General features: G+C 72.8%; 19 protein-coding genes. 8 read left to right on the forward strand and 11 right to left on the reverse strand.

The genetic code is table 11. The features are described 5' to 3' along the window. Positions 1 to 85: 85 nt before the first annotated feature. Positions 86 to 973: a LysR family transcriptional regulator gene (locus tag BMZ92_RS09665; RefSeq protein ID WP_091505637.1), complete on the forward strand. Its 888-nt coding sequence runs from the start codon at positions 86 to 88 to the stop codon at positions 971 to 973. On the opposite strand, the gene BMZ92_RS09670 is transcribed toward BMZ92_RS09665, so the two are convergent. The 3 genes from BMZ92_RS09670 to BMZ92_RS09680 all read right to left on the reverse strand — a co-directional run bounded on the left by BMZ92_RS09670 (position 962) and on the right by BMZ92_RS09680 (position 3,624). Then, positions 962 to 1,819, reverse strand: a complete 858-nt coding sequence (locus BMZ92_RS09670) for an alcohol dehydrogenase catalytic domain-containing protein (RefSeq protein WP_091505421.1) — start codon at positions 1,817 to 1,819, stop codon at positions 962 to 964. The two genes, BMZ92_RS09665 and BMZ92_RS09670, sit on opposite strands and share 12 nt — an antisense overlap. 10 nt (positions 1,820 to 1,829) lie before the next feature. After that, the gene (locus BMZ92_RS09675) at positions 1,830 to 2,699 is read right to left on the reverse strand and encodes an SAM-dependent methyltransferase (RefSeq protein WP_091505422.1); all 870 of its coding nucleotides are present in this window, start codon (positions 2,697 to 2,699) and stop codon (positions 1,830 to 1,832) included. Between the two features lie 61 nt (positions 2,700 to 2,760). Then, positions 2,761 to 3,624: an SAM-dependent methyltransferase gene (locus BMZ92_RS09680; protein ID WP_091505423.1), complete on the reverse strand. Its 864-nt coding sequence runs from the start codon at positions 3,622 to 3,624 to the stop codon at positions 2,761 to 2,763. A 125-nt stretch (positions 3,625 to 3,749) separates the two neighbouring features. Between BMZ92_RS09680 and BMZ92_RS09685 the strand changes: the two genes are divergently transcribed. Continuing rightward, the gene (locus BMZ92_RS09685; RefSeq protein WP_091505424.1) at positions 3,750 to 4,964 is read left to right on the forward strand and encodes an FAD-dependent oxidoreductase; all 1,215 of its coding nucleotides are present in this window, start codon (positions 3,750 to 3,752) and stop codon (positions 4,962 to 4,964) included. Positions 4,965 to 5,026: 62 nt separating this feature from the next. Further along, positions 5,027 to 6,235 (forward strand): FAD-dependent monooxygenase, encoded by a 1,209-nt coding sequence (locus BMZ92_RS09690; RefSeq protein ID WP_177228622.1) that lies wholly within the window; start codon positions 5,027 to 5,029, stop codon positions 6,233 to 6,235. Here BMZ92_RS09690 and BMZ92_RS09695 read toward each other — a convergent pair whose 3' ends face one another. Continuing rightward, positions 6,236 to 6,832, reverse strand: coding sequence for a TetR/AcrR family transcriptional regulator (locus BMZ92_RS09695; protein ID WP_091505426.1), 597 nt, complete (start codon positions 6,830 to 6,832; stop codon positions 6,236 to 6,238). Between the two features lie 30 nt (positions 6,833 to 6,862). Between BMZ92_RS09695 and BMZ92_RS09700 the strand changes: the two genes are divergently transcribed. Next, complete coding sequence (locus BMZ92_RS09700) at positions 6,863 to 7,828, forward strand: helix-turn-helix transcriptional regulator (RefSeq protein ID WP_091505427.1); 966 nt, start codon at positions 6,863 to 6,865, stop codon at positions 7,826 to 7,828. Here BMZ92_RS09700 and BMZ92_RS09705 read toward each other — a convergent pair. After that, positions 7,819 to 8,736 (reverse strand): SDR family oxidoreductase, encoded by a 918-nt coding sequence (locus BMZ92_RS09705; RefSeq protein WP_091505428.1) that lies wholly within the window; start codon positions 8,734 to 8,736, stop codon positions 7,819 to 7,821. The genes BMZ92_RS09700 and BMZ92_RS09705 overlap by 10 nt on opposite strands. Before the next feature lie 65 nt (positions 8,737 to 8,801). On the opposite strand from BMZ92_RS09705, the gene BMZ92_RS09710 reads away from it, so the two are divergent. Then, positions 8,802 to 9,824, forward strand: coding sequence for a nucleoside hydrolase (locus tag BMZ92_RS09710; RefSeq protein ID WP_177228623.1), 1,023 nt, complete (start codon positions 8,802 to 8,804; stop codon positions 9,822 to 9,824). On the opposite strand, the gene BMZ92_RS09715 is transcribed toward BMZ92_RS09710, so the two are convergent. Next, positions 9,818 to 10,996 (reverse strand): MFS transporter, encoded by a 1,179-nt coding sequence (locus BMZ92_RS09715; protein ID WP_091505430.1) that lies wholly within the window; start codon positions 10,994 to 10,996, stop codon positions 9,818 to 9,820. The genes BMZ92_RS09710 and BMZ92_RS09715 overlap by 7 nt on opposite strands. Before the next feature lie 124 nt (positions 10,997 to 11,120). Between BMZ92_RS09715 and BMZ92_RS09720 the strand changes: the two genes are divergently transcribed. Then, the gene (locus BMZ92_RS09720) at positions 11,121 to 12,059 is read left to right on the forward strand and encodes an alpha/beta hydrolase family protein (RefSeq protein ID WP_091505431.1); all 939 of its coding nucleotides are present in this window, start codon (positions 11,121 to 11,123) and stop codon (positions 12,057 to 12,059) included. Positions 12,060 to 12,065: 6 nt separating this feature from the next. Here the strand turns inward: BMZ92_RS09720 and BMZ92_RS09725 are convergent, their stop codons facing one another. Continuing rightward, a complete protein-coding gene (locus BMZ92_RS09725) occupies positions 12,066 to 12,518 on the reverse strand; it encodes a DUF6314 family protein (protein WP_091505432.1) in 453 nt (150 codons plus the stop codon). A gap of 183 nt (positions 12,519 to 12,701) precedes the next feature. Here BMZ92_RS09725 and BMZ92_RS09730 point away from each other — a divergent pair, with 183 nt between their 5' ends. Next, entirely contained in the window at positions 12,702 to 18,158 is a 5,457-nt protein-coding gene (locus tag BMZ92_RS09730; RefSeq protein WP_091505433.1) for an ATP-binding protein, read from the forward strand. Between the two features lie 192 nt (positions 18,159 to 18,350). On the opposite strand, the gene BMZ92_RS09735 is transcribed toward BMZ92_RS09730, so the two are convergent. The 4 genes from BMZ92_RS09735 to BMZ92_RS09745 all read right to left on the reverse strand — a co-directional run bounded on the left by BMZ92_RS09735 (position 18,351) and on the right by BMZ92_RS09745 (position 20,326). Further along, positions 18,351 to 18,824: an SRPBCC family protein gene (locus BMZ92_RS09735; protein WP_091505434.1), complete on the reverse strand. Its 474-nt coding sequence runs from the start codon at positions 18,822 to 18,824 to the stop codon at positions 18,351 to 18,353. Then, complete coding sequence (locus tag BMZ92_RS09740; RefSeq protein WP_091505435.1) at positions 18,821 to 19,144, reverse strand: ArsR/SmtB family transcription factor; 324 nt, start codon at positions 19,142 to 19,144, stop codon at positions 18,821 to 18,823. Before BMZ92_RS09740 ends, BMZ92_RS09735 begins: the two co-directional genes overlap by 4 nt. Positions 19,145 to 19,196: 52 nt before the next feature. Further along, positions 19,197 to 19,355: a hypothetical protein gene (locus BMZ92_RS37320; protein ID WP_177228624.1), complete on the reverse strand. Its 159-nt coding sequence runs from the start codon at positions 19,353 to 19,355 to the stop codon at positions 19,197 to 19,199. Between the two features lie 101 nt (positions 19,356 to 19,456). Beyond that, positions 19,457 to 20,326, reverse strand: a complete 870-nt coding sequence (locus BMZ92_RS09745; protein WP_091505436.1) for a LysR family transcriptional regulator — start codon at positions 20,324 to 20,326, stop codon at positions 19,457 to 19,459. A 95-nt stretch (positions 20,327 to 20,421) separates the two neighbouring features. Here BMZ92_RS09745 and BMZ92_RS09750 point away from each other — a divergent pair, with 95 nt between their 5' ends. Next, positions 20,422 to 21,012: an LURP-one-related family protein gene (locus tag BMZ92_RS09750; protein WP_091505437.1), complete on the forward strand. Its 591-nt coding sequence runs from the start codon at positions 20,422 to 20,424 to the stop codon at positions 21,010 to 21,012. Positions 21,013 to 21,027 lie beyond the last annotated feature (15 nt).

Here is a 21,027-nt window from a genome sequence, read left to right on the forward strand (position 1 = left end):
CCGTGGAGCGCCGCCCGGCCGGCGTCCAATGAAAGTTCCGCACACGGCGATGCGTTTCCCGCAACACCGCAGCTAGGCTGGGGTGGTGGCCGACCTCGACCTGCGACTCGTGCGGTGCTTCACGGTGCTCGCGCAGCACCGCCACTTCGGCCGCGCGGCGGCCGCGCTGCACGTCACGCAGTCCTCATTGAGCCGTCAGATCAGCAGGCTCGAACAGCAGCTCGGCGCACGCCTGCTGGACCGCACGCCGAGCGGCACACGGCTCACCGAGGCGGGTGCGGCCTTCCTGGCCGACGCGGAGGCGCTGCTGCGCTCGGCGGAGCGGGCCGCGGCACGCGCACTGGCGGCCGCCCGGCCCCACCGGCTGACGGTCGGCAGCCTGCTCAACCTGGTCGTCACCCCGGCGGTGCGGGAGCTGCGCCGCCGGTTCCCGGACGCCGAGGTGCGCACCGTGAACCTCGGCTGGCACGAAACCCGCGAAGCCCTGCTGGACCACCGCGTCGACGCTGTGCTGACCCGGCTGCCGCTGCAGGCAGACCGGCTGCGCGTGACCGACCTCTACGAGGAACCCCGGGTGCTCGTCGTGCCCGTCGACCACCGCCTCGCGGGCAAGGAATCCGTGACGCTGGACGACATCGCCGACGAACCGCTCCCCCGTGCCGACGAACCGCTGTGGGACGCCTTCTGGCGCATCGACCCCCGCCCCGACGGCAGCCGCGCGCCGGACGGTCCCCTCATCAACGCGGCGGACGACAAGATCGAGCTCGTGGCGAGCGGGCAGGCGGTGGCCATCCTCCCGGCGTCCGCCCGCATCGCCACCCTGCGGCCGGACCTCACCGCGATCCCGCTCGAAGGCGTCGAACCGTGCCAGGTCGTGCTCGCCACGCGGGCGGACGACCACGGGCCGCTCGTGACGGCGTTCCGGGAGTACGCGGTGGCGCACCTCTCCGGCAGTGTCCACTCAGGACGGTGAGCGCGTGACGAGCGGTTTCTCCGGCACGTCGCGCAGCACCTCCGGCAGCGCGTCGAACGTGCAGCGGTCGCTGAACACGGGCATCGGGTCCACGGTTCCCGCCGACACGAGCGCGAGCACGTCCGCCAGGTGCGGGGTGACGTCGGGTGGGCCGGTGGTGAGCGTGACCGCGTTCAGGTACATCGGCCCGGTCGGCACGCGCGTGTCGGCGAAGTAGATGCCCACGCTGTGGCAGTACCCGCCCGGCGCGGTGGCCCGCAGCGCCGACGAAAGCCCCTTCGGATGCCCGGCCGCGATGCGCCGGCGGCGCTTGTCGCCGTCCACGTAGACCACCCGCTCACCGCCCAGCGCCCCGGCGAACGCACACGCCCACAGGCCGATGCTCGTCCCGCCGAACACCAGCACCGGCGCACCGGGCAGGCGCCGCTGGCCGAGCAGCACGCTGCGGTAGGCGTCGACGAGGTTGTCCGACGCCGAAGCGACCGCACCGGGATCGACCCCGGCGGGCACGCGCACGAGGTTCGCCGCGGCCCACGGCACCCGCACGAGGTCGGCGAACAGCCCGCCCCAGTCCCCGCCCAGCGGCAGGCCGAACATCGCGTGCCGCGGTACGGCCGCGCACCGCGACGGCGCGCCGTCGCGGCGGTTCTCGCAGCTTCCGCACGAAACGTGCCACGGCACCACGGCGAGGCCCGGCACGTCCGGCCCCAGCTCCACGATCTCGGCCACGCACTCGTGCCCCAGCGAGGGCACTGGGTCGAAGGGCGTCAGCCCCGCGATCACCGCCCGGTCGAGGTCGCACGTCGCCGTGACGGGCCGCACCAGCGCGTCACCCGGTTCGAGCAGCGCGCACTCGTCAGCCTTCCGGCACGCGGCCGACGCCGGCCCAGTAGAACGGCCTGACCTGTTCCGGTTCCAGCTTGGGGAACACGGCCTCCACCGGGTCCGGCCGCCAGTCGGTGAGGTGCACGATGCCGGGCGGCACCAGCTCGAACCCGGCGAACCACGACTCGAACTCCGCGCGGTCCCGCAGCCAGGCCGGGTTCTGCGTGCGCCGGTAGGACTCGGCGAGCGCGCCGATCTGCGCGGCGCCCTCCTCGGGGGCGTCGTCGGTGGTGATGTGGCTGGCGGCCCACCAGCTGCCCGGCGCGAGCTGGCGCCGGTAGCGCGCGACGAGGTCGAGCACGTTGTCCCCGCCGCCCACGAAGTGCAGCACCGACACCATCAGCAGGCACACCGGCTTGCGGAAGTCCAGCAGCTTGCGGGTGACCGGGTGCGCGAAGATCTCCTCCGGGTCCCGCAGGTCGCAGCGGACCACGCCGGCCCACTTGGTGGCGCCCTGCTTGTCGAGGATGATCTCGGAGTGCGCCACCGCGACGGGCTCGTAGTCGACGTACACCACGCGGGGATCGGACTTCGGCGCCGCGTGCTGCCGCACGATCTCGTGCACGTTGCCCACCGTCGGCACCCCGGACCCCAGGTCGAGGAACTGCGTGATGCCCTCGTCGAGCGCCGCGCGCACCACCCGGCCCAGCCACTGCCGGTTCGACATCGCCAGCGGTTTGATCAGCGGGAACTGCTTGTCCGCCTTCTCCCCGAACATCTGGTCCACGACGTAGTTCGTGCTGCCGCCCAGGTACCAGTCGTAGACGCGGGCCGAACTCGGCTTGTCCAGATCCAGGTCGCGCGGCGCCGCCGGCGCGTGCTCGCTGTCGTCCTTGCGCAAACTGGCGCTCCTCGCGGTCTCGGTGCCCTGGTGGAGCAGGATATCCGACGGCGGAAAGCGCTTACCCGGCTTTGCGGCCGACCCCCGCCCACACCACGGAGTCGTTGGGCGAGTCGAACCGGACGTCGGGCGCGTTCTCGCCGTTCTCCTCGGGGTGCCACAGCGGCGTCCAGGTGGCGCCGGGCTCGACCATCTCCAGGTCGCCGAACAACGCCTCGATCTCCGCGCGGGGGCGCCAGATCACCGGGGTCGCGGTGTTGTCGTACATCTTGCCGAACTCCGCCATCTCGCGGGCCCGGCTCTCCGGCACCCCGTCGGCGGTGCCGTGCGACAGCACGAGGTACGAACCGGGGGTGAGCAGCTCCCGGTAGCGCGCGACGGCCTCCGGGCCGACGTCCGTGCCGTCCGGGCCGGGCTGGGTGACGTGCAGGACGGCGATGAGCAGCAGCGCGACCGGCTGCCCGAAGTCGATGACGCCGCTGTCGCGGACCTTGCGCCACAACAGGTCCGGGTCCCGCAGGTCCGCGCGGATCACCGCGTGCCGGTCGGGGTCGCCGTCCTGTTCCAGCAGCATCTGCGAGTGCGCGACGGCGACGGCCTCGTTGTCGATGTACACGACGCGGGTGCCGGTGTTCAGCTCGTCGGCCACCTGGTGCGTGCTGCCCATCGTCGGCACGCCGGAACCCACGTCGATGAACTGCCGCACACCCTGCTTCACCAGGTACCGCACGGCGCGGTGCAGGAACAGCCGGTTGGACTTAGCCGCCGGGCGCACGAACGGGAAGGCCTCCAGCGCCTTCTCCGCGAACACGCGGTCGACCGCGTAGTTGGCCTTACCACCCAGGTAGTAGTCGTACACCCTGGCCACGTTGGGGTGGTCCAGGTCGACGCCCTCGACCGGAAACTTTTCGAACCGCTCGGCCATGCCCGCCTACTCGTCATCGTTCCGCCACAGACCGTGCGGATAGTAGCGCTGACCGGGATGCCCCTTTCGCGAAGGCGTTCTGACCGACTGGTCAGTGGTCTGACCGATCGGTTAGTCTCGGTGCCATGGAGCACGTGACGTGTTGTGTGGCCGGCGGTGGGCCGGCCGGGGTGATGCTGGGGTTGTTGCTCGCGCGCGCCGGGGTGCGGGTCGCGGTGCTGGAGAAGCACGACGACTTCCTCCGCGACTTCCGCGGGGACACCGTGCACCCGTCCACCCTGCGGCTGCTGGACGAGCTCGGTCTCGGCGAGCGCTTCGCCGCCCTGCCGCGGCGGGAGCTGACCGAGATGCGCATGCGGATCAACGGCGAAACCGTCGTGGCCGCGGACTTCGGGCGGTTGCGCGGGCGGCACCCCTACATCGCGATGGTCCCGCAATGGGACTTCCTGCAGCTGCTGGCCGACGCCGAGCCGGCGCTGGACCTCCGGATGGGTACCGAGATCACCGGGCTGCGCCGCGAGCACGGCCGCGTCACGGGCGTGACCTACCGCGACGCGAGCGGCGACGGCGAGCTGGCCGCGGATCTCGTCGTGGCGTGCGACGGCCGTGATTCGGTGGTGCGGCGGGCGGCGGGGCTGCGGCCGAGGGAGTTCCCCGTGCCGATGGACGTGTGGTCGGTGCGGGTGCCCGCCCCGCCGCACGGCGAGCGCGACGGCCGGGTGTTCGGTGTGTTCGGCGGTGGCCAGGCCGCGGTGACGATGGACCGCGGCGACTACTTCCAGACCTCGTACCTGATCCGCAAGGGCGACGACGCGCGGCTGCGCGCGCAGGGCATCGAGTGGTTCCGCGAGCGCCTCGGCGCGTTGTTCGGCTGGGCGCCGGACGTGCTGTCGGTGATCCGGTCCTGGGACGACGTGAAGCTGCTGGAGACCACGATGGGCCGCCTGCCGCGGTGGTACGCCGACGGCCTGCTGTGCCTCGGGGACGCGGCGCACACTATGTCCCCCGTCGGCGGGGTCGGGGTGAACCTCGCGGTGCAGGACGCCGTCGCCGCGGCACGGATCCTCGCCGGGCCGCTGCTTTCCGGCCGGGTGTCCACAAAGGACCTGGCGAAGGTGCAGAAGCGCCGGGAGCTCCCGGTGCGCGTGATCCAGCGCCAGCAGCTGGGCGAGCACGACATGCTGCTGCGCCCCGCGCTCGACGGCACACTGACGGAGCTGCCCGCGCCGCTGCGGGCCGTGCGCCGCTTCCCGGCGCTGGCGGCCGTGACGGCCTACCTCGGCGGGGTCGGGCTGCGACCCGAGCACGCACCCGCCTTCGCGCGGCCTCGGGGCCGATGAGTTTCGCGCCCCGAGGGGGTCTACCTCTCCGACGGCAGGAACGCGGACGAGCGGGAGGCACTGTGAGCGGCACCAGGGTGTTGGTGGCGGGGGCGAGCATCGCGGGGCCCGCGCTGGCCCACTGGCTGCACCGGCGGGGAGCCGAGGTGACCGTGGTGGAGCGGGCCCCCGAGCTGCGGCCCGGCGGGCAGGCGGTGGACGCGCGCGGGGTGACCAAGGAGGTCATCCGGCGCATGGGGCTCGGCCCCGCGGTGCGCGCGGCCCGCACCGAGACCGCCGGCGCGCACGTGGTGGACGCGGACGGCGCCGTGCTGGAGACCTACCGCGCGGACGACGACGGCGGCGACGGGTACATCTCGGAGATCGAGATCCTGCGCGGGGACCTGTCCCGGGTGCTCTACGACGACACCCGCGACGGCGTCGAGTACGTCTTCGGCGACCGGATCACCGAGCTGACCCAGGACGCGGACGGGGTCGACGTGGCCTTCGCGGGCGGTGGCAGGCGGCGCTTCGACCTGGTCGTCGGGGCGGACGGGCTGCACTCCTCGCTGCGCGCGCAGGTCTTCGGGCCGCACGAGCGGTTCGTCCGCCACCTCGGGCACGTGCTGGCCTTCTACAGCGTGCCCAACAAGTTCGGGCTGGACCGCTGGCTGCTGGAGTACCAGGAGCCCGCCTCCGGCCGCTCCGCCCTCCTGCGGCCCATCCAGGACGCCACTCGCGGGATGGCCATGTTCTCCTTCCCCGCCGGCGAGTTCGACGTCGACCACCGCGACGTCGAGGCGCAGAAGCGCCTGCTGCGCGAGCGGGCGGCCGATCTCGGCTGGCTGGCGCCGCGCCTCCTCGAGCACCTGGACGACACCCCGGACTTCTACCTCGACCAGGTCGCACAGGTGGTGCTGGACCGCTGGTCCAGCGGACGGGTGGGGCTGCTCGGGGACGCGGCGTTCAGCTCGTCACCGCTGTCCGGGCAGGGCACGGGCCTGGCGCTGGTCGGCGCTTACGTGCTGGCCGGTGAGCTGGCCGCCGCCGGGTGGGACCCGGAGGCGGGGTTCGCCGCCTACGAGGCGCGGATGCGCCCGTTCGTCGAGGCCAACCAGGAGATCGGGCGGTTGAACGCGCGCAGCCGCGACGTTCCCGGGCCGGACACCGAACCCGGCCCGGCGCCGGAGGAGTGGGACATGGAGCTGATCGAGCGCGCGCTCAACGGCCTCGAACTGCCGGACTACGCGGAGGTGCCGGACTCCGGGCCCCGCTCGCCGATCCCCTCGTAGCTACGCGATCGCCGCCAGGACGAACCTTTCGAGTTCGTCCGCGGCGGCGTCGAGGTCGAGCTCGGGGTGGGCGAGCCAGTGCGACACCACCCCGTCGATCGCGCCGCCGATGGCCAGTGCGATCGCCCGCGTGTCGAACTCCCGCAGCTGCCCCGCCCGCTGCCCGTCCGCCAGCAGCCCGGCCAGCGTCTGCCACCGGCCGCCCGCGTCGTGCGAGCCGGGGGCCTTGAGCTTCGTGCCGTCCTGGTCGTCGAGCAGCACCTCGGTGATCAACCGCACGTGCCGCCGGTGCGCCGACTGGTAGCCGATCATCGCCCGCACGTACGCCGTCACGGCCGCGCGGGCGTCGGGCTGGCTTTCGACGCGCTCGCGCACGTAGTCCCCGAACTGCCGGAACACGTGCTCCAGCGCCGCCTGCGCCAGGTTCTCCTTCGAGGAGAAGTGGTACAGGACCGCGGCCTTGGAGATGCCCGCCCGTTCGGCGATGGCGGACAGCGACGTGCCGCGGTAACCCTTCGTGGAGACGAGGTCGATCGTGCACTCGATGATCTGCTCCCGGCGGGCGTGCTCGGTGAACGTCATCGGCCGGGAGCTCATGCCGCGATTCTAGGCGGGCACAATGCGGGCATGCGCGCGGAACGTCTGGTCGCCCTCCTGTTCACGTTGCAGAGCAGGCGCAGCGCCACGGTGGCCGAGCTGGCCGGGGCACTCGGGGTGTCCGAACGGACCATGCACCGCGACATCTCCGCGCTGCAGGCCGCGGGCGTTCCACTGTGGACGGAGACCGGCCGGTACGGCGGGGTGCGGCTCGTCGACGGCTGGCGGACGCGGCTGGACGGGCTGACCTCCCGCGAGGCGGTGGCGATCTTCGCGATGGGCGTGCCGCGCGCACTGGCCGAACTCGGCCTCGGCACGGCCGTCTCCGCCGCGCACGCGAAGGTGTCGGCGACACTGCCCGCGCCCCTGCGGGAGCAGGCACAGCACCTGGCGCAGCGCTTCCACCTCGACGCACCGGGCTGGTACTCCGAGGAGGAGGACGCCGGGCACCTCGCGGAGATCGCGCGGGCCGTGTGGGAACAGCACCGCGTCACGGTCACCTACCGGCGGGGCGAGGGCACCGTCGAGCGGACGCTCGAACCGCTGGGGCTCGTGCTCAAGGCCGGGGTCTGGTACCTGGTGGCGCGGGTCGGCGAGGCGCTGCGCACCTACCGGGTCAGCCGCATCGCCACGGTCGAACCGAGCGACGAGCGCTTCGAGCGGCCCGCCGACTTCGACCTGGCGAGCTGGTGGCAGCGGTCGTCGGCCGAGTTCGAGCGGTCGCTGCAGCGGTACCCGGTGCGGTTGCGGCTGAGCGCCCGCGGCACGCGGTTGCTGCCCCGGCTGGTCGATGCCGACTCGGCGCTCGCGGCGTTGCGGGCGGCGGGTCCGCCGGATGCCGACGGCTGGGTGGAAATCGAGCTGGCGCTGGAGGAACCGCCCGTCGCCGCGGGGCAGCTCCTCGGGCTCGGCGTGGAGGTGGAGGTCCTCGGACCACCCGCCGTGCGGGCCGCGTTCGCGGACGCCGCACGGCGGATGGCCGACCGTCACCGGTAACCGGTGGCGTCCGCGGGTTTGCCCGGCCCCTGCACCTCGTCGAGGTACCGCCAGGCGTCCGGCCTGCTGCCGTCCGCGTCCGTGAAGCCGTAGACCTTCGCCAGCTGCGCACTGCTGAGCGTCTGCCCGGAGAACCGCGCGCGGTCGGGGTCCGCGGCCAGCGACGCCACCGCCCTCGCGACGAACAGCGGGGACTCGGAGATGCAGAAGTGCGGCACCTTCACCAGCGCGTCGCGCCAGTTCTCCTCGGTCACGCCGTACGCGTCGAGCATCGCCTCCGACCGCAGCCAGCCCGGCGTCATCGCCACCGCGGTGCCGCCGTACTCGGCGAGGTCGTGCGCCTGCGCCTTGACGATGCTGTGCGAGGCCGCCTTCGCCACGTAGAACCCGATGGACGTGCCCTCGCGGTACCGCGCGTTGTACTCCTCCGTCCCGTCGGTCATCTCCACGACCAGCCCGCCCGGCTGGCGGATCACCAGCGGGAACAGGAAGTGGCTGGTGATCAGGTGCGCGTCGACGCCGAGCCGGATCGACCGCAGCACGTGCTCGACCGGCATCTCCCACACGCGCTTGCCCCAGCCGATGTACTCGTCACCGCCCCACAGCCCGTCGACGAGGATGTCGAGGCGCCCGTGCTCGCGGTCGACGCGCTCGGCCAGCGCCCCCACCTGGCCCGGTTCGAGGTGGTCGACGCGGATCGCGGTGCCGGTGCCGCCCGCCTCCTCGATCCGCTCCAGCGTGCCCTCGATCGTCTCCGGCCTGCCCACCTCGGACCGGTGCTGCCCGGACGTCCGCCCGGTCACGTACACGAACGCGCCGCGGCGTCCCAGCTCCACCGCGATCGCCCGGCTCGCGCCGCGGGTCCCGCCCGCCACGAGTGCCACCTTTCCTGCCAAGTCAGTGCTCATGCGGCCACTTTCGCCGCGAACCCTGACAGGATGCGTCATGGTTGGCGCTCACTGGGGAGGCTGCCGTGCGGATCGTCCTGCTGGTGCTCGTGCTCGTCCTGCCACTGCTCGCCACGCCCGCGACCGCGCAACCGCGGCCGGTGCCGGTGATCTACGACAGCGATCTCGACGTCGACGACGCCTCGACGCTGGCGTACCTGTGCGTGCAGCACCAGCGGCACCGGATCGACCTGCGCGCGGTCACGGTGGCGGACAACGGGTTCGGCGTGCCAGGGCGCACGCGGCAGCACGCGCTGAGCGTGCTCGCCGAGTGCGGGCTGCCGGACGTGCCGGTCGCCGAGGGGGCCGAGCCCGGCGTGCACCCGGCACCCGCGAGTGCGGTGCGGGACATGGAAACCGTGCTCACCGCCGCGCTCGGCGACGCCGGGCGGACCCCGCCGCCCGCCACCCTCACCGCGGCGCAACTGATCCGGCGCACGCTGGCCGAAGCTCCGGGCGAGGTCACCGTGCTGGCGACGGGACCGCTGAGCAACCTCGCCCGCGCCGTGCCGCCGGGCAGCCCGGCGGCACGGAAGATCGGCGAGGTGCACGTGATGGGCGGCGCGATCTCGGTGCCGGGCAACCTCTTCGGTGAGGCGCTGCCCGGTTTCGACAACTCGCAGGAGCTCAACGTGTGGCTGGACCCGGTGTCGGCGCGGCAGGTGTTCTGCTCGCTGCCCGTCGTCCTCACCCCGCTCGACGCGACCGACCAGGTGCCGATCAGGCAGGCCTACGTCGACCGCATCGGGGCCGAGGGCACCACCGCGAGCGCCGGGACCGTGCACCGGATCATGACGCACCCGGTGCTGCGGGACGGGATCGCGCTGGGCATCTTCTACTGGTGGGACGCGCTGGCGGCGGTGGCCGCGTTCGGTGATCCGCGTGTCGTGACGGGAGTGCGGCCGGTGCGGCTCGACGTGGTGCAGGACGGGCCGCAGTCGGGCCGCACCCGGCCGGATGCCCGTGGTGCCAAGGTGATCGCGGCTTCGGGCGCGGATCCGGGCCGGTTCGAGGAGGTGTTCCTCGCCGGGCTGAACGGGAGTCAGTGAGCGGTGGCCGCGGGGGCGTTCCCGGTCCGCGCCTGGCGGGGCCGCAGTGAACCCACGCCCAGCACGGCGAGCCCCGCGACGGCGAGCGCCGCGCCGACCCACAACGGGGACACGTACCCGAACCCGGCGCCGAGGGCGAGCCCGCCGAGCCAGGCACCGATCGCGTTGCCGATGTTGAACGCCGCGATGTTGACCCCGGAGGCCAGCGTCGGGGCGTCCTGCGCGTGCCGCATCGTGCGCAGCTGCAGGCCCGGCGCGGTCGCCAGGCCGATAGTGCCCATGAGCGTCAGCGCGACGACCGTCATCGCCTTGTTCCCCGCGGTCAGCGCGAAGCCCGCCAGCACCACGGCGAGCAGGGCCAGCAGCGTCGTCAGCGTCCGGTTCAGCGCGCGGTCCGCTGCCTTGCCGCCGGCGAAGTTGCCCACGAAGGTCCCCGCGCCGAAGAGGACCAGCAGCCACGGCACGGTGGTGGCGGCGAAGTGGCCGACCTCGGTGAGGATGAAGGCGATGTAGGTGTACCCGCCGATCACGCTGCCGAAGGCGAGCACGCTCACCGCGGCGGAGATCCACACCTGCGGACGGCGGAAGGCGGCCAGCTCACCGCGCACGCTCGTGCCCTCGGGCGCGGGGGCCGGTGGCACCAGCGCCGCGATCCCGGCGAGCGCGACGAGACCGATGATCGTGACCGCCCAGAACGTGGAGCGCCAGCCCAGCTGCTGGCCGAGGAACGTGCCCAGCGGCACGCCGAGGACGTTGGCGACGGTGAGGCCGCCGAACATCAACGAGATGGCACCGGCCCGCCGGTTCTCGGCGACCAGGCCGGCCGCCACGACCGCGCCGACGCTGAAGAACGCGCCGTGGCACAGCGCGGCGACGATCCGGCCCAGCAGCAGCACGGAGTACACGGGTGCCAGCGCGGAGATCAGGTTGCCCGCGATGAACAGGACCATCAGCGAGAGCAGCACCTTCTTGCGGTCGAACCGCGTGATGGCCACGGTGAGCGCGATCGCCCCGAGCGCCACGCTGAGCGCGTAGCCCGAGACGAGGTAGCCCGCCACCGGCTCCGAGACGTGGAAGCCGGCGGCGATTTCCGGGAGCAGGCCCACGATGCCGAATCCGGTGAGCCCGATTCCGAAGCCCCCCAGAGCGAGGGCGAGAAGGCCGAGAGGCATGTCCGAACCCTCCCTCGTTGATACCGGCCGGGTACTAACGGGTACGCAACCGGTCTTGGACTCCAGGGCAGGGCCACCCGCAAGCTGGACCCGGCACCACAGCGACGACCAGCGAAGAAGGACCATGCCCGCTCAGGAAACCGCCACCCAGGACCGGATCGAGCAGACGCTGCGGCACATGGCGGACGGTTTCGCCCGCTCGATCCGCTCCCCCATCCTGCACACCCCGGCCGAGTACGGTCTCGCGTACGAGGACGTCACCTTCCCGGCACTCGACGGCGTCCCGCTGGAAGGCTGGTTCATCCCGGCGCCCGGCGCGGACCGGGTCGTCATCGTCAACCACCCGCGGTGGTTCAGCCGCGCGGGACTGCCGTCGCACCTGGAGCCCTGGCGCTCGATCGGCGCACCGGCCGGCAACGACTTCGAGGTCGACTTCCTGCCGGACTACCGGATCCTGCACGACGCCGGCTACCACGTGCTGACCTACGACCTGCGCAACTTCGGGCACAGCGGCGCGGCCAACGGCGGGGTCACCTCCGGTGGCCGGTTCGAGGCCCGGGACGTCGTCGGCTCGCTGCGGTACGTGCGCGGCCGCACCGAGCTGCGCGCGCTGCCCGTCGGCCTGTTCAGCAGGTGCCTGGGCTGCAACGCCACCCTGTTCGCGATGTCGTGGTACCCGGAGGAGTTCGGCGACGTCCGGTGCCTCGTGGGCTGCCAGCCCCTGTCCGTCCGCTTCGTGCTGGAACGCGGCCTGGAGCGCGCGGGCGTGCCCGCCGGCCGCATCGACGACCTGGAGGAGCTCATCCGGCGCCACACGAGCTTCCGGCTGGACGACATGTCACCGCTCGGCGCGGCCGGGGACGTGACCGTCCCGGCCTTCCTCTACCAGGTCCGCGACGACGCGATGACCAGGCCCGAAGACGTCCAATCCGTCTACGACGCCATTCCCGCCGAGAAGGACCTGTACTGGATCGAAGGCACCACCCGGCGCTGGGACGGCTACACGTACTTCCAGCGCGATCCCGGCCGGGTGCTCGGCTGGCTGGACCGGCACCTGCGGTGACCGTCCTCAGTGGACGGTGCGCTCGTAGACGGTGTGGATGGAGTAGTTCTTCTTCGGCCCGGTCACGCGCATGCGCACGGTGAACCGGTCTTCCCCGGGGAACTCGTACTCGCCGACGTAGGTGTCCTGCCCGCACAGGTGCACGTCGGTGGCGGCCCCGGGCGTTTCGGCGAGCCGGAGCACGTGGAAGGTGCGGGGCGGGCCCGGTTCGGCGAAGCAGATGCGGATCTGCCCCTCCTCCAGCCGGTAGTGGTACTCGCGGAACACCTCGTGCGACGACCCGCCGGCCAGCGTCAGCACGCCGTCCTCCCGGTAGTGCAGCAGATCCGGCCCGGCCGGGCGGAACCGGGCGGTACCGGTCATCGAGCCGAGCCCCGGCAGCTCACGCGACAGCGCCCACTCGCCGGGCAACGCGGCGAACAGCCGCCGCTCCGGGCCGTACTCACCAGTAGCCCCCATCGCACCCCTTTCCCACGTCACAGCGCCTTTCCCGATGCTATGCCCGCCGCCCGCGGAGTGGTGGTGAGCACGCTTCGCGCCTCCGCCCGGTCGCTACACTCGACCGGTCAACCGCACGTGGGACCCCGGCCGATCCGCGGTCGGCCACCCGTGCGCTGAGTGCCTTGGGAGGGGCTCGATCCGGTGTTCAGTCGTATCGCCATCGTCAACCGTGGAGAGGCCGCGATGCGGCTCATCCACGCCGTCCGTGAGCTGGCCGCGGAAACCGCGACACCGATCGAGACCATCGCACTGCACACCGACGTCGACCGCAACGCGACGTTCGTGCGGGAAGCCGACATCGCCTACGACCTCGGTCCCGCCTCGGCGCGCCCGTACCTGGACCTGAAGGCGCTGGAGCACGCGCTGCTGGAGACCAGGGCCGACGCCGCGTGGGTCGGCTGGGGCTTCGTCGCGGAGGACCCGGCGTTCGCGGAGCTGTGCGAGCGCATCGGCGTCACCTTCATCGGGCCCAGCGCGGACGCGATGCGCAAGCTCGGCGACAAGATCGGCGCCAAGCTGATCGCCGAGGAGGTCGGCGTCCCCGTGGCGCCGTGGAGCCGCGGCGCGGTGGAGACCCTGGAGGACGCGATCTCCGCCGCCGCGCGGATCGGCTACCCGCTCATGCTGAAGGCGACCGCCGGCGGCGGCGGGCGCGGCATCCGCGTGATCCGCAGCGAGGCCGAGCTCGCCGACGCCTACGAGCGCACGAGCCAGGAGGCGGCCCGCGCGTTCGGCAGCGGCATCGTGTTCCTGGAGCGCCTGGTCACCGGCGCCCGGCACGTCGAGGTCCAGGTCATCGCCGACGGCCAGGGCACCGCGTGGGCGCTGGGCGTGCGGGACTGCTCGGTGCAGCGGCGCAACCAGAAGATCATCGAGGAGTCGTCCTCGCCCGTGCTCGAACCGGAGCAGGCCGCCGAGCTCAAGGCCTCGGCCGAGCGGCTCGCCGTCGCGGTCGGCTACCGCGGCGCCGCCACGGTCGAGTTCCTCTACCACCCCGGTGACCGGCTGTTCGCGTTCCTGGAGGTCAACACCCGCCTCCAGGTCGAGCACCCGATCACCGAGGCCACCACCGGGTTCGACCTGGTGAAGGCCCAGCTGGCGGTCGCGTCCGGGCGCAGGCTGGAGGGCAGGCCGCCCGCCGAGCGCGGGCACGCCATCGAGGCCCGCCTCAACGCCGAGGACCCGGACCGCGACTTCGCCCCCTCCCCCGGCCGCATCGCGCGTCTCGACCTGCCCGCCGGGCCGGGCATCCGCGTCGACACCGGGGTCAGCGAGGGCGACACCATCCCCGCCGACTTCGACTCGATGATCGCCAAGATCATCGCCTACGGGCACGACCGCGACGAGGCGCTGGGCAGGCTGCGCCGCGCGATGGCCGAGACCACGGTGATCATCGAGGGCGGCGCGACGAACAAGAGCTTCGTGCTCGACCTGCTCGACCGGCCCGAGGTGATCGACGGCAGCGCCGACACCGGCTGGATCGACCGCGTGCGCGCCGAGGGCGACCTGGTGTCGAACCGGCACTCCGGCGTCGCGCTGGCCGCGGCCGCCATCGAGGCGTACGAGGAGGAGGAGCGCGCGGAACGGCAGCGGCTGCTGTCGACGGCGTTCGGCGGGCGCCCGCAGGTGCAGCACGAAAGCGGCCGCCCGCTGGCGCTCAAGCTGCGGGGCGAGACCTACCGCGTGCGGGTCGCGCGCGTGGGCGCGCAGCGGTTCCGCGTGGGCATCGAGGCCGGTGAGGACGTCCGCACGGCCGACGTCGAGATCGAGCGCTTCGACGCCTACAGCGGCCAGATCTCCGTCAACGGCACCAAGTTCCGGCTGCTGACCGGCACGCACGGGCCGATCCACCTCGTCGAGGTGGACGGGGTGGCGCACCGGGTCAGCCGCGACGAGGGCGGCGTCGTCCGCTCCCCCGCGCCCGCGCTGGTGGTCGCCACGCCGCTGGAGGTCGGCGCCGAGGTCGAGGCCGGCGCGCCCGTGCTGGTGCTGGAGAGCATGAAGATGGAGACGGTGCTGCGGGCGCCGTTCAAGGCGCGGCTGACCGAGCGCCCCGTCTCCGTCGGCAGCCAGGTCGAGACCGGTGCCCCGCTGCTGCGGCTGGAGCCGATCGGGGACGCCGAGGCCGAGGAGGCCACCGGTGGCGGCGCCGTGGACCTCGACCTGCCGGTCGCGCCCGCCGGGGTCCCGGCCGGCCGCCGGGTCACCCGCGGCCAGGAGGACCTGCGCAGCCTGCTGCTGGGCTACGACGTCGACCCGCACGACGAGCGCCGCGTGCTCGACGACTACCTCGCCGCGCGCCGCGCCGCCGCCGACGAGGGGCACCGGCTGCTGGCCGGGGAGCTCGACCTCGTCGGTGTGTTCGCCGACCTCGCCGAGCTGAGCCGCAACCGGCCCAGCGGGGAGGACAGCGGTGACGCGCACGTGCACAGCGCCCGCGAGTACTTCCACACCTACCTGCAGAGCCTCGACGTCGAGCGGGCCGGGCTGCCGGAGCGGTTCCAGGCCAAGCTCGCCAAGGCGCTGGGGCACTACGGGGTCGGCGACCTGGAGCGCACCCCCGAGCTGGAAGCCGCGGTGTTCCGGATCTTCCTGGCCCAGCAGCGCGCGGCCGCCGACGCGGGTGCCGTCGCGGCGCTGCTGCGCGCGTGGCTGCGGGAGCCGCCGCCGGACGAGACGCTGCGCGAGCCCGCGGGCCTGGCGCTGGAGCGGCTCGTCGCCGCGACGCAGGTGCGCTTCCCGGCGGTCGCCGACCTCGCGCGCGGGGTCGTGTTCGCGTGGTTCGGGCAGCCCCTGCTGCGCCGCAACCGGGCCCGCGTGTACGCCGACGTCCGCAAGCACCTGCACCACCTCGACGCGCACCCGGACTCGCCGGACCGCGCGGAGCGGATCGCCGAGATGGTGCGCAGCACCGAGCCGCTCGTGCGGCTGCTGGGCCGCCGCCTCCGCCGTCCCGGTCTGGACCACAGCGTGCTGCTGGAGGTGCTGACCCGGCGGTACTACGGCAACAAGGGCCTCACCGCGGTCCACACCCGCGACGTGGCGGGCTGCCGGTTCGTGGTCGCCGAGCGCGCGGAGGAGTCGCTGGTCTCGGCCGCGGTGGGCTTCGAGGCGCTGGGCAGCGCGCTCGACGGGCTCGCCGAGCTGGCCGGCGGCGAGCAGACCGTCGACGCCGACGTCTACCTGGCCTGGGAGGACCAGCCGGAGGACTCGGACGCGGCGGCCGCCGCGCTGCACGAGGTCGTCGCGGCGCACCCGCTGCCGCCCCAGGTCCGCCGCCTGACCACCACGGTCGCCGGCCGCGGCGGCGCGGTGATGCACCACCACTTGACGTTCCGCCCGTCCACCACGGGGATGGCGGAGGAGCGGCTGATCCGCGGCCTGCACCCGTTCATCGCGCAGCGGATGCAGCTGGAGCGGCTGCGGAAGTTCGACCTGACCCGGCTGCCGTCCACCGACGAGGAGGTCTACCTCTTCCAGTGCGTGGCGCGGGAGAACCCGGCCGACGAGCGGCTCGTCGCGTTCGCGCAGGTGCGGGACCTGACGGAGCTGCGCGAGCACGACGGCAGGCTGGTGGCGCTGCCCACGGCCGAGGACACGATCGCGGTGTGCCTCGACTCGATCCGCCGCGCGCAGTCGCGGCGGCCGGCGAAGAAGCGCTTCCCCACCAACCGGATCGTCGTCTACGTGTGGCCGCCGAGCGAGCTCACCCGCGAGGAGCTGGAGATGATCTCCCGGCGCGTGCTGCCCACAACGGCGGGTGCCGGGCTGGAGGAGATCCTGTTCATCGGACGGCAGCGCGACCGCGAGGCGGGCACGCTGACCAAGGTCGCGGTGCGGATCTCGTTCGACGCCACGGGTTCCGCGAAGCTCAGCGTCGAGGAGCCGTCGGACGAGCCGGTCGAGCCGCTTGACGACTACCGCCAGAAGGTGCTGCGCGCGAGCAGCCGCGGCACGGTGTACCCGTACGAGCTGACCGGGCTGCTGGGCGAGTTCACGGAGTACGACCTGGACGAGAACGCGGCGCTGGTGCCGGTGGACCGGCCGAAGGGGCGCAACTCGGCGGCGATGGTCGCCGGTGTGGTCACCACGCCGACCGCGCGGTATCCGGAGGGGGTGACGCGGGTGGTGTTGCTGGGTGATCCGACGAAGTCGCTCGGGGCGTTGTCGGAGCCGGAGTGCCGCCGGGTGATCGCCGCGCTCGATTTGGCGGAGCGGATGGGCGTGCCGGTGGAGTGGTACGCGTTGTCCTCGGGTGCCCGGATCGCGATGAACTCGGGTACGGAGAACATGGATTGGGTGGCGGCGGCGCTCAAGCGGATCGTGGAGTTCACCCAGGCCGGTGGTGAGATCAACATCGTGGTGGCCGGGATCAACGTCGGGGCGCAGCCGTACTGGAACGCCGAGGCGACGATGCTGATGCACACCAAGGGCATCCTGGTGATGACGCCGGATTCGGCGATGGTGCTGACCGGCAAGCAGGCGCTGGACTTCTCCGGTGGCGTCTCGGCCGAGGACAACTTCGGCATCGGCGGCTACGACCGGGTGATGGGCCCGAACGGGCAGGCGCAGTACTGGGCCCCGGACCTGGCCGGGGCGCGGGACGTGCTGCTGGCGCACTACGACCACACCTACATCGCGCCCGGTGAGCCCAGGCCGCGGCGGGCGCAGACCAGCGACCCGGTGGACCGGGACATCTCCGGCTACCCGCACGCGGTGGTCGGCAGCGACTTCACCACGGTCGGCGAGATCTTCTCCCCCGAGGCCAACCCCGACCGGAAGAAGCCGTTCGACATCCGGACGGTGATGCGGGCGCTGGCGGATCAGGACCACCCGGTGCTGGAACGCTGGGCCGGCATGGCCGACGCCGACACCGCCGTGGTGCAGGACGTGCACCTGGGCGGGTACCCGGTGTGCCTGCTGGGCATCGAGTCCCGTTCGGTGCCGCGGCGCGGGTTCCCGCCCACCGACGGCCCGGACGCCTACACGGCGGGCACCCTGTTCCCCCGCTCGTCGAAGAAGGCCGCGCGGGCGATCAACGCCGCCAGCGGCAACCGGCCGCTGGTCGTGCTGGCCAACCTGTCCGGGTTCGACGGCTCGCCCGAGTCGATGCGCAAGCTGCAGCTGGAGTACGGCGCCGAAATCGGGCGCGCGATCGTGAACTTCCGCGGCCCCATCGTGTTCTGCGTGATCTCCCGCTACCACGGCGGCGCGTTCGTGGTGTTCTCGAAGGCGCTCAACCCGAACATGACGGTGCTGGCGCTGGAGGGCTCGTACGCTTCGGTGCTCGGCGGTGCCCCCGCCGCGGCCGCGGTGTTCGCGGGCGACGTCAACGCGCGCACGGCGGCCGACCCGCGGGTGCGGGAGCTGGAGGCCCGCGTCGCGGCCGCCTCCGGTGCCGACCGGGCCGCGCTCACCGCGGAGCTGGACGAGCTGCGGACGTCGGTCCGGGCGGAGAAGCTCGGCGAGGTGGCGGCGGAGTTCGACCGGGTGCACAGCATCCAGCGCGCGGTCGAGGTGGGTTCGGTGGACGCGGTGATCCGCGCCGCCGAGCTGCGGCCGCGCATCATCGAGGCGATCGAGGCACGACTGTCCTGAGTGGACCCTCCGGGCGGGCGTTCCGCGCCCGCCCGGAGGTCCGTCCTATCCGAACAGAGCGGCGTAGCGGGCCAGGTACAGCGGCCAGCCGCCGTCGCTGGAGACGGCGCCGCCGACCGACCCGCCGCTCTCAACTGTCCCGAGTGGACTTCCGGGACAGGCCTGCGTGCCCGCCCCGGAAGTCCGCCCGCCCTACTCGAACAGAGCGGCGTAGCGGGCCAGGTACAGCGGCCAGCCGCCATCGCTGGAGACGGCGCCGCCGACCGACTGCCAGCCGGGGCCGTGCCGGTCGAGGTGGCGGTGTTCCAGCTCCACGCGGGTGCGTTCGGGGCTCTCCGCGACGAACCGCACCTCGACCTCGCTGGTCAGGTCCGGATCGGACTCCACCTGCCACGTCGGGCCGATGTCCCAGCTGAACACGACGCGGTCGGGCGGTTCGTAGGCCAGGACGCGGGCCCAGCGGCATTCGCTGCCGTCGGCCGCGCGGTCGTAGATGTGGCCGCCGACGCGGGGTTCGAACACGGTCTCGGTGATGGGTGCGCCGAGCAGGTTGTGCTCGGGCGGTTTGAAGTCGCCGAACCGTTCGGTGAACGTGGCGAACGCGCGCTCGAGCGGCGCGTCGACGACGATCTGCCGCCGGACCACGGTCGATTCGGTCTGCGTCATGGGTCTTCCTCCGTCGGTTGCGCGGCGGCGTCCGCGTAGCTGGTCAGCGCCCGCTGCCAGAAGGTGTCGAGCTGGTCGCGCAAGGCGGCCACCGCCGTGGGGTTGAGCCGGTAGATCCGCCGGGTGCCGACCGCGTGCTCGCTGACCAGCCCGGCGTTCTTGAGGATCTTCAGGTGCTGGGAAACCGCGGACCTCGTCACGGGCAGGTGCTCGGCGAGCTGTCCCACCGCCTGCGGCCCTTCCGCCAGGCGGCTCACGATCGCGCGCCGCGTCCCGTCCGCGAGCGCGGTCCAGCCTTCTTCAACTCGGTCAGTACTCACTAACCGTTAGTCTTCACTAATATAGTGGGCGGGTCAACCCCGCCGCCGCACCTCATCGAGAGCGCGCGAACAGGAGCCCGCAGCCCACGAGCGCCAGCGCCATCGCCACCGTGGTCAGGCCTGCGAGCGCGGCGAAGACGGCGAGGACGAACGCCCGCACCGCCAGTACCCGCAACAGCCGCGCGACGTCGCGTCCCTCTCCGGCCTCCATGTCCCCGAGTCTTCGCTCCAGGACCGAGCACGTCCAACGCTGAATTCCGCTGCGATTCAGCTGCCGGATCGCTGAATCTGCGGGGTTCACCGGCCCCACGCTCACGCGCTCGCGGTCAGGTGCGCCAGCAGCGCCCGCGCCGCGGGGTTCACCGGCTCCCGCCCCCGCCCCGCCAGGAACAGGGTCCGGGTGAAGTCGGCGCCGGTGAGGCGGGCGAAAGGCAGCCCGGCCCGCTCGGCGATGGCCTCCGGCACGATCGTCACGCCGAGCCCCGCCGCCACGAGTTCCAGCAGCAGCGGCAGGTTCGTCGCCTCGCAGACGGGGTTGTGCCGCAGGCCCGCGTCGGCGAACCGCCGGTGGATCATCGTCTGCATGCCGCTGCCGCTGAAGTCCACGAAGGGCTCGTCGTCCACCTCCGCCAGCGGAACCCGGGCCCGGCGCGCGAGCCGGTGCCCGGGATGGGTCACCAGCACGAGGCGCTGCCGCCACCGGGCGAACGTGGTCAGCTCCGCCGGCACGGGCCCGTCGGCGGCGAGGTAGGCCAGGTCCAGTTCCCCGCCGGCCACGGCGGCGGCCAGCACGGGCGCGGCGCCGTCGCGGACGTGGATCCGCACGCCGGGGTGGCGGGCCTGGAACACGCCCAGCTCCCGCGGCAGGTCCACCACGGTGAGCGCCTGGATCGTGCCGATCGACACCCGGCCCCCGGTCAGCCCCGCTACGGCCGCGACCTCACCGCGCGCGGCGACGGCGTCGGCGACCAGACGGCGCGCGACGGGCAGCAGCGCCCGCCCCGCCTCGGTCAGCAGCACGCGGCGCGTCGTCCGCTCGAACAGCGGCGCACCCAGCTCCGTCTCGAGCTTGCGCACGGACGCGCTCAGCGCCGACTGCACGATGTGCACCTCCCGCGCCGCCGCGGTGAAGCTGCCGTGCCGCGCCACGGCCAGGAAGTGCTCGACCTGCCGCAACTCCATCCAGCGATGCTAGCGCTGGATCCGCTCGCAGCCAGCGACCGGGGAGATTTCCGGAAATTCCGGACAGATCGCACGAAGAGTGCGAAGATCCGGGCATGGACATCCAGCAGCAGCACCGGTTCCACCTGCACCAGAAGGTCACCGTGATGGTGAACCGCTACGAGGTCTTCGCCGATGACGGGCAGGGCGAGCCGGGGCCGCTGGTCGCGTTCGTCGAGCAGAAGCGGATGACCTTCAAGGAGCAGGTCACGCTCTACACCGACGCCGGCAAGCAGTCCGTGCTCGCCGCGTTCCGCGCCCGCAAGGTGATCGACCTCGCCAGCGCGTACGACGTCACCGACGGTGAAGGGCGCCAGATCGGGGTGTTCGGCAAGAAGTTCGGGCAGTCGCTGCTGCGTTCCACCTGGCAGCTCGACCAGCCCGGCACCCCGTCGGTCACCGTCACCGAACGCAACGAGACCATCGCGCTGTTCCGCCGCCTGTGGGACTTCCTGCCGTGGGTCGGCGACATCCCGTTCCCGTGGAAGTACCACTTCGACTTCCTGCGGGACGACACCGTGGTCGCCACCTTCGACAAGAAGACCCGCTTCCGCGACCACTACGTGCTGACCGTCTCCGACGAGACGCTGGACCGGCGGCTCCTGCTCGCGCAGGCCGTCGCGCTGGACGCGCTGCAGTCGCGGTAAGCCGCCGGTCCACTT

Source organism: Amycolatopsis sacchari (assembly GCF_900114035.1).
GTDB lineage: Bacteria > Actinomycetota > Actinomycetes > Mycobacteriales > Pseudonocardiaceae > Amycolatopsis_E > Amycolatopsis_E sacchari.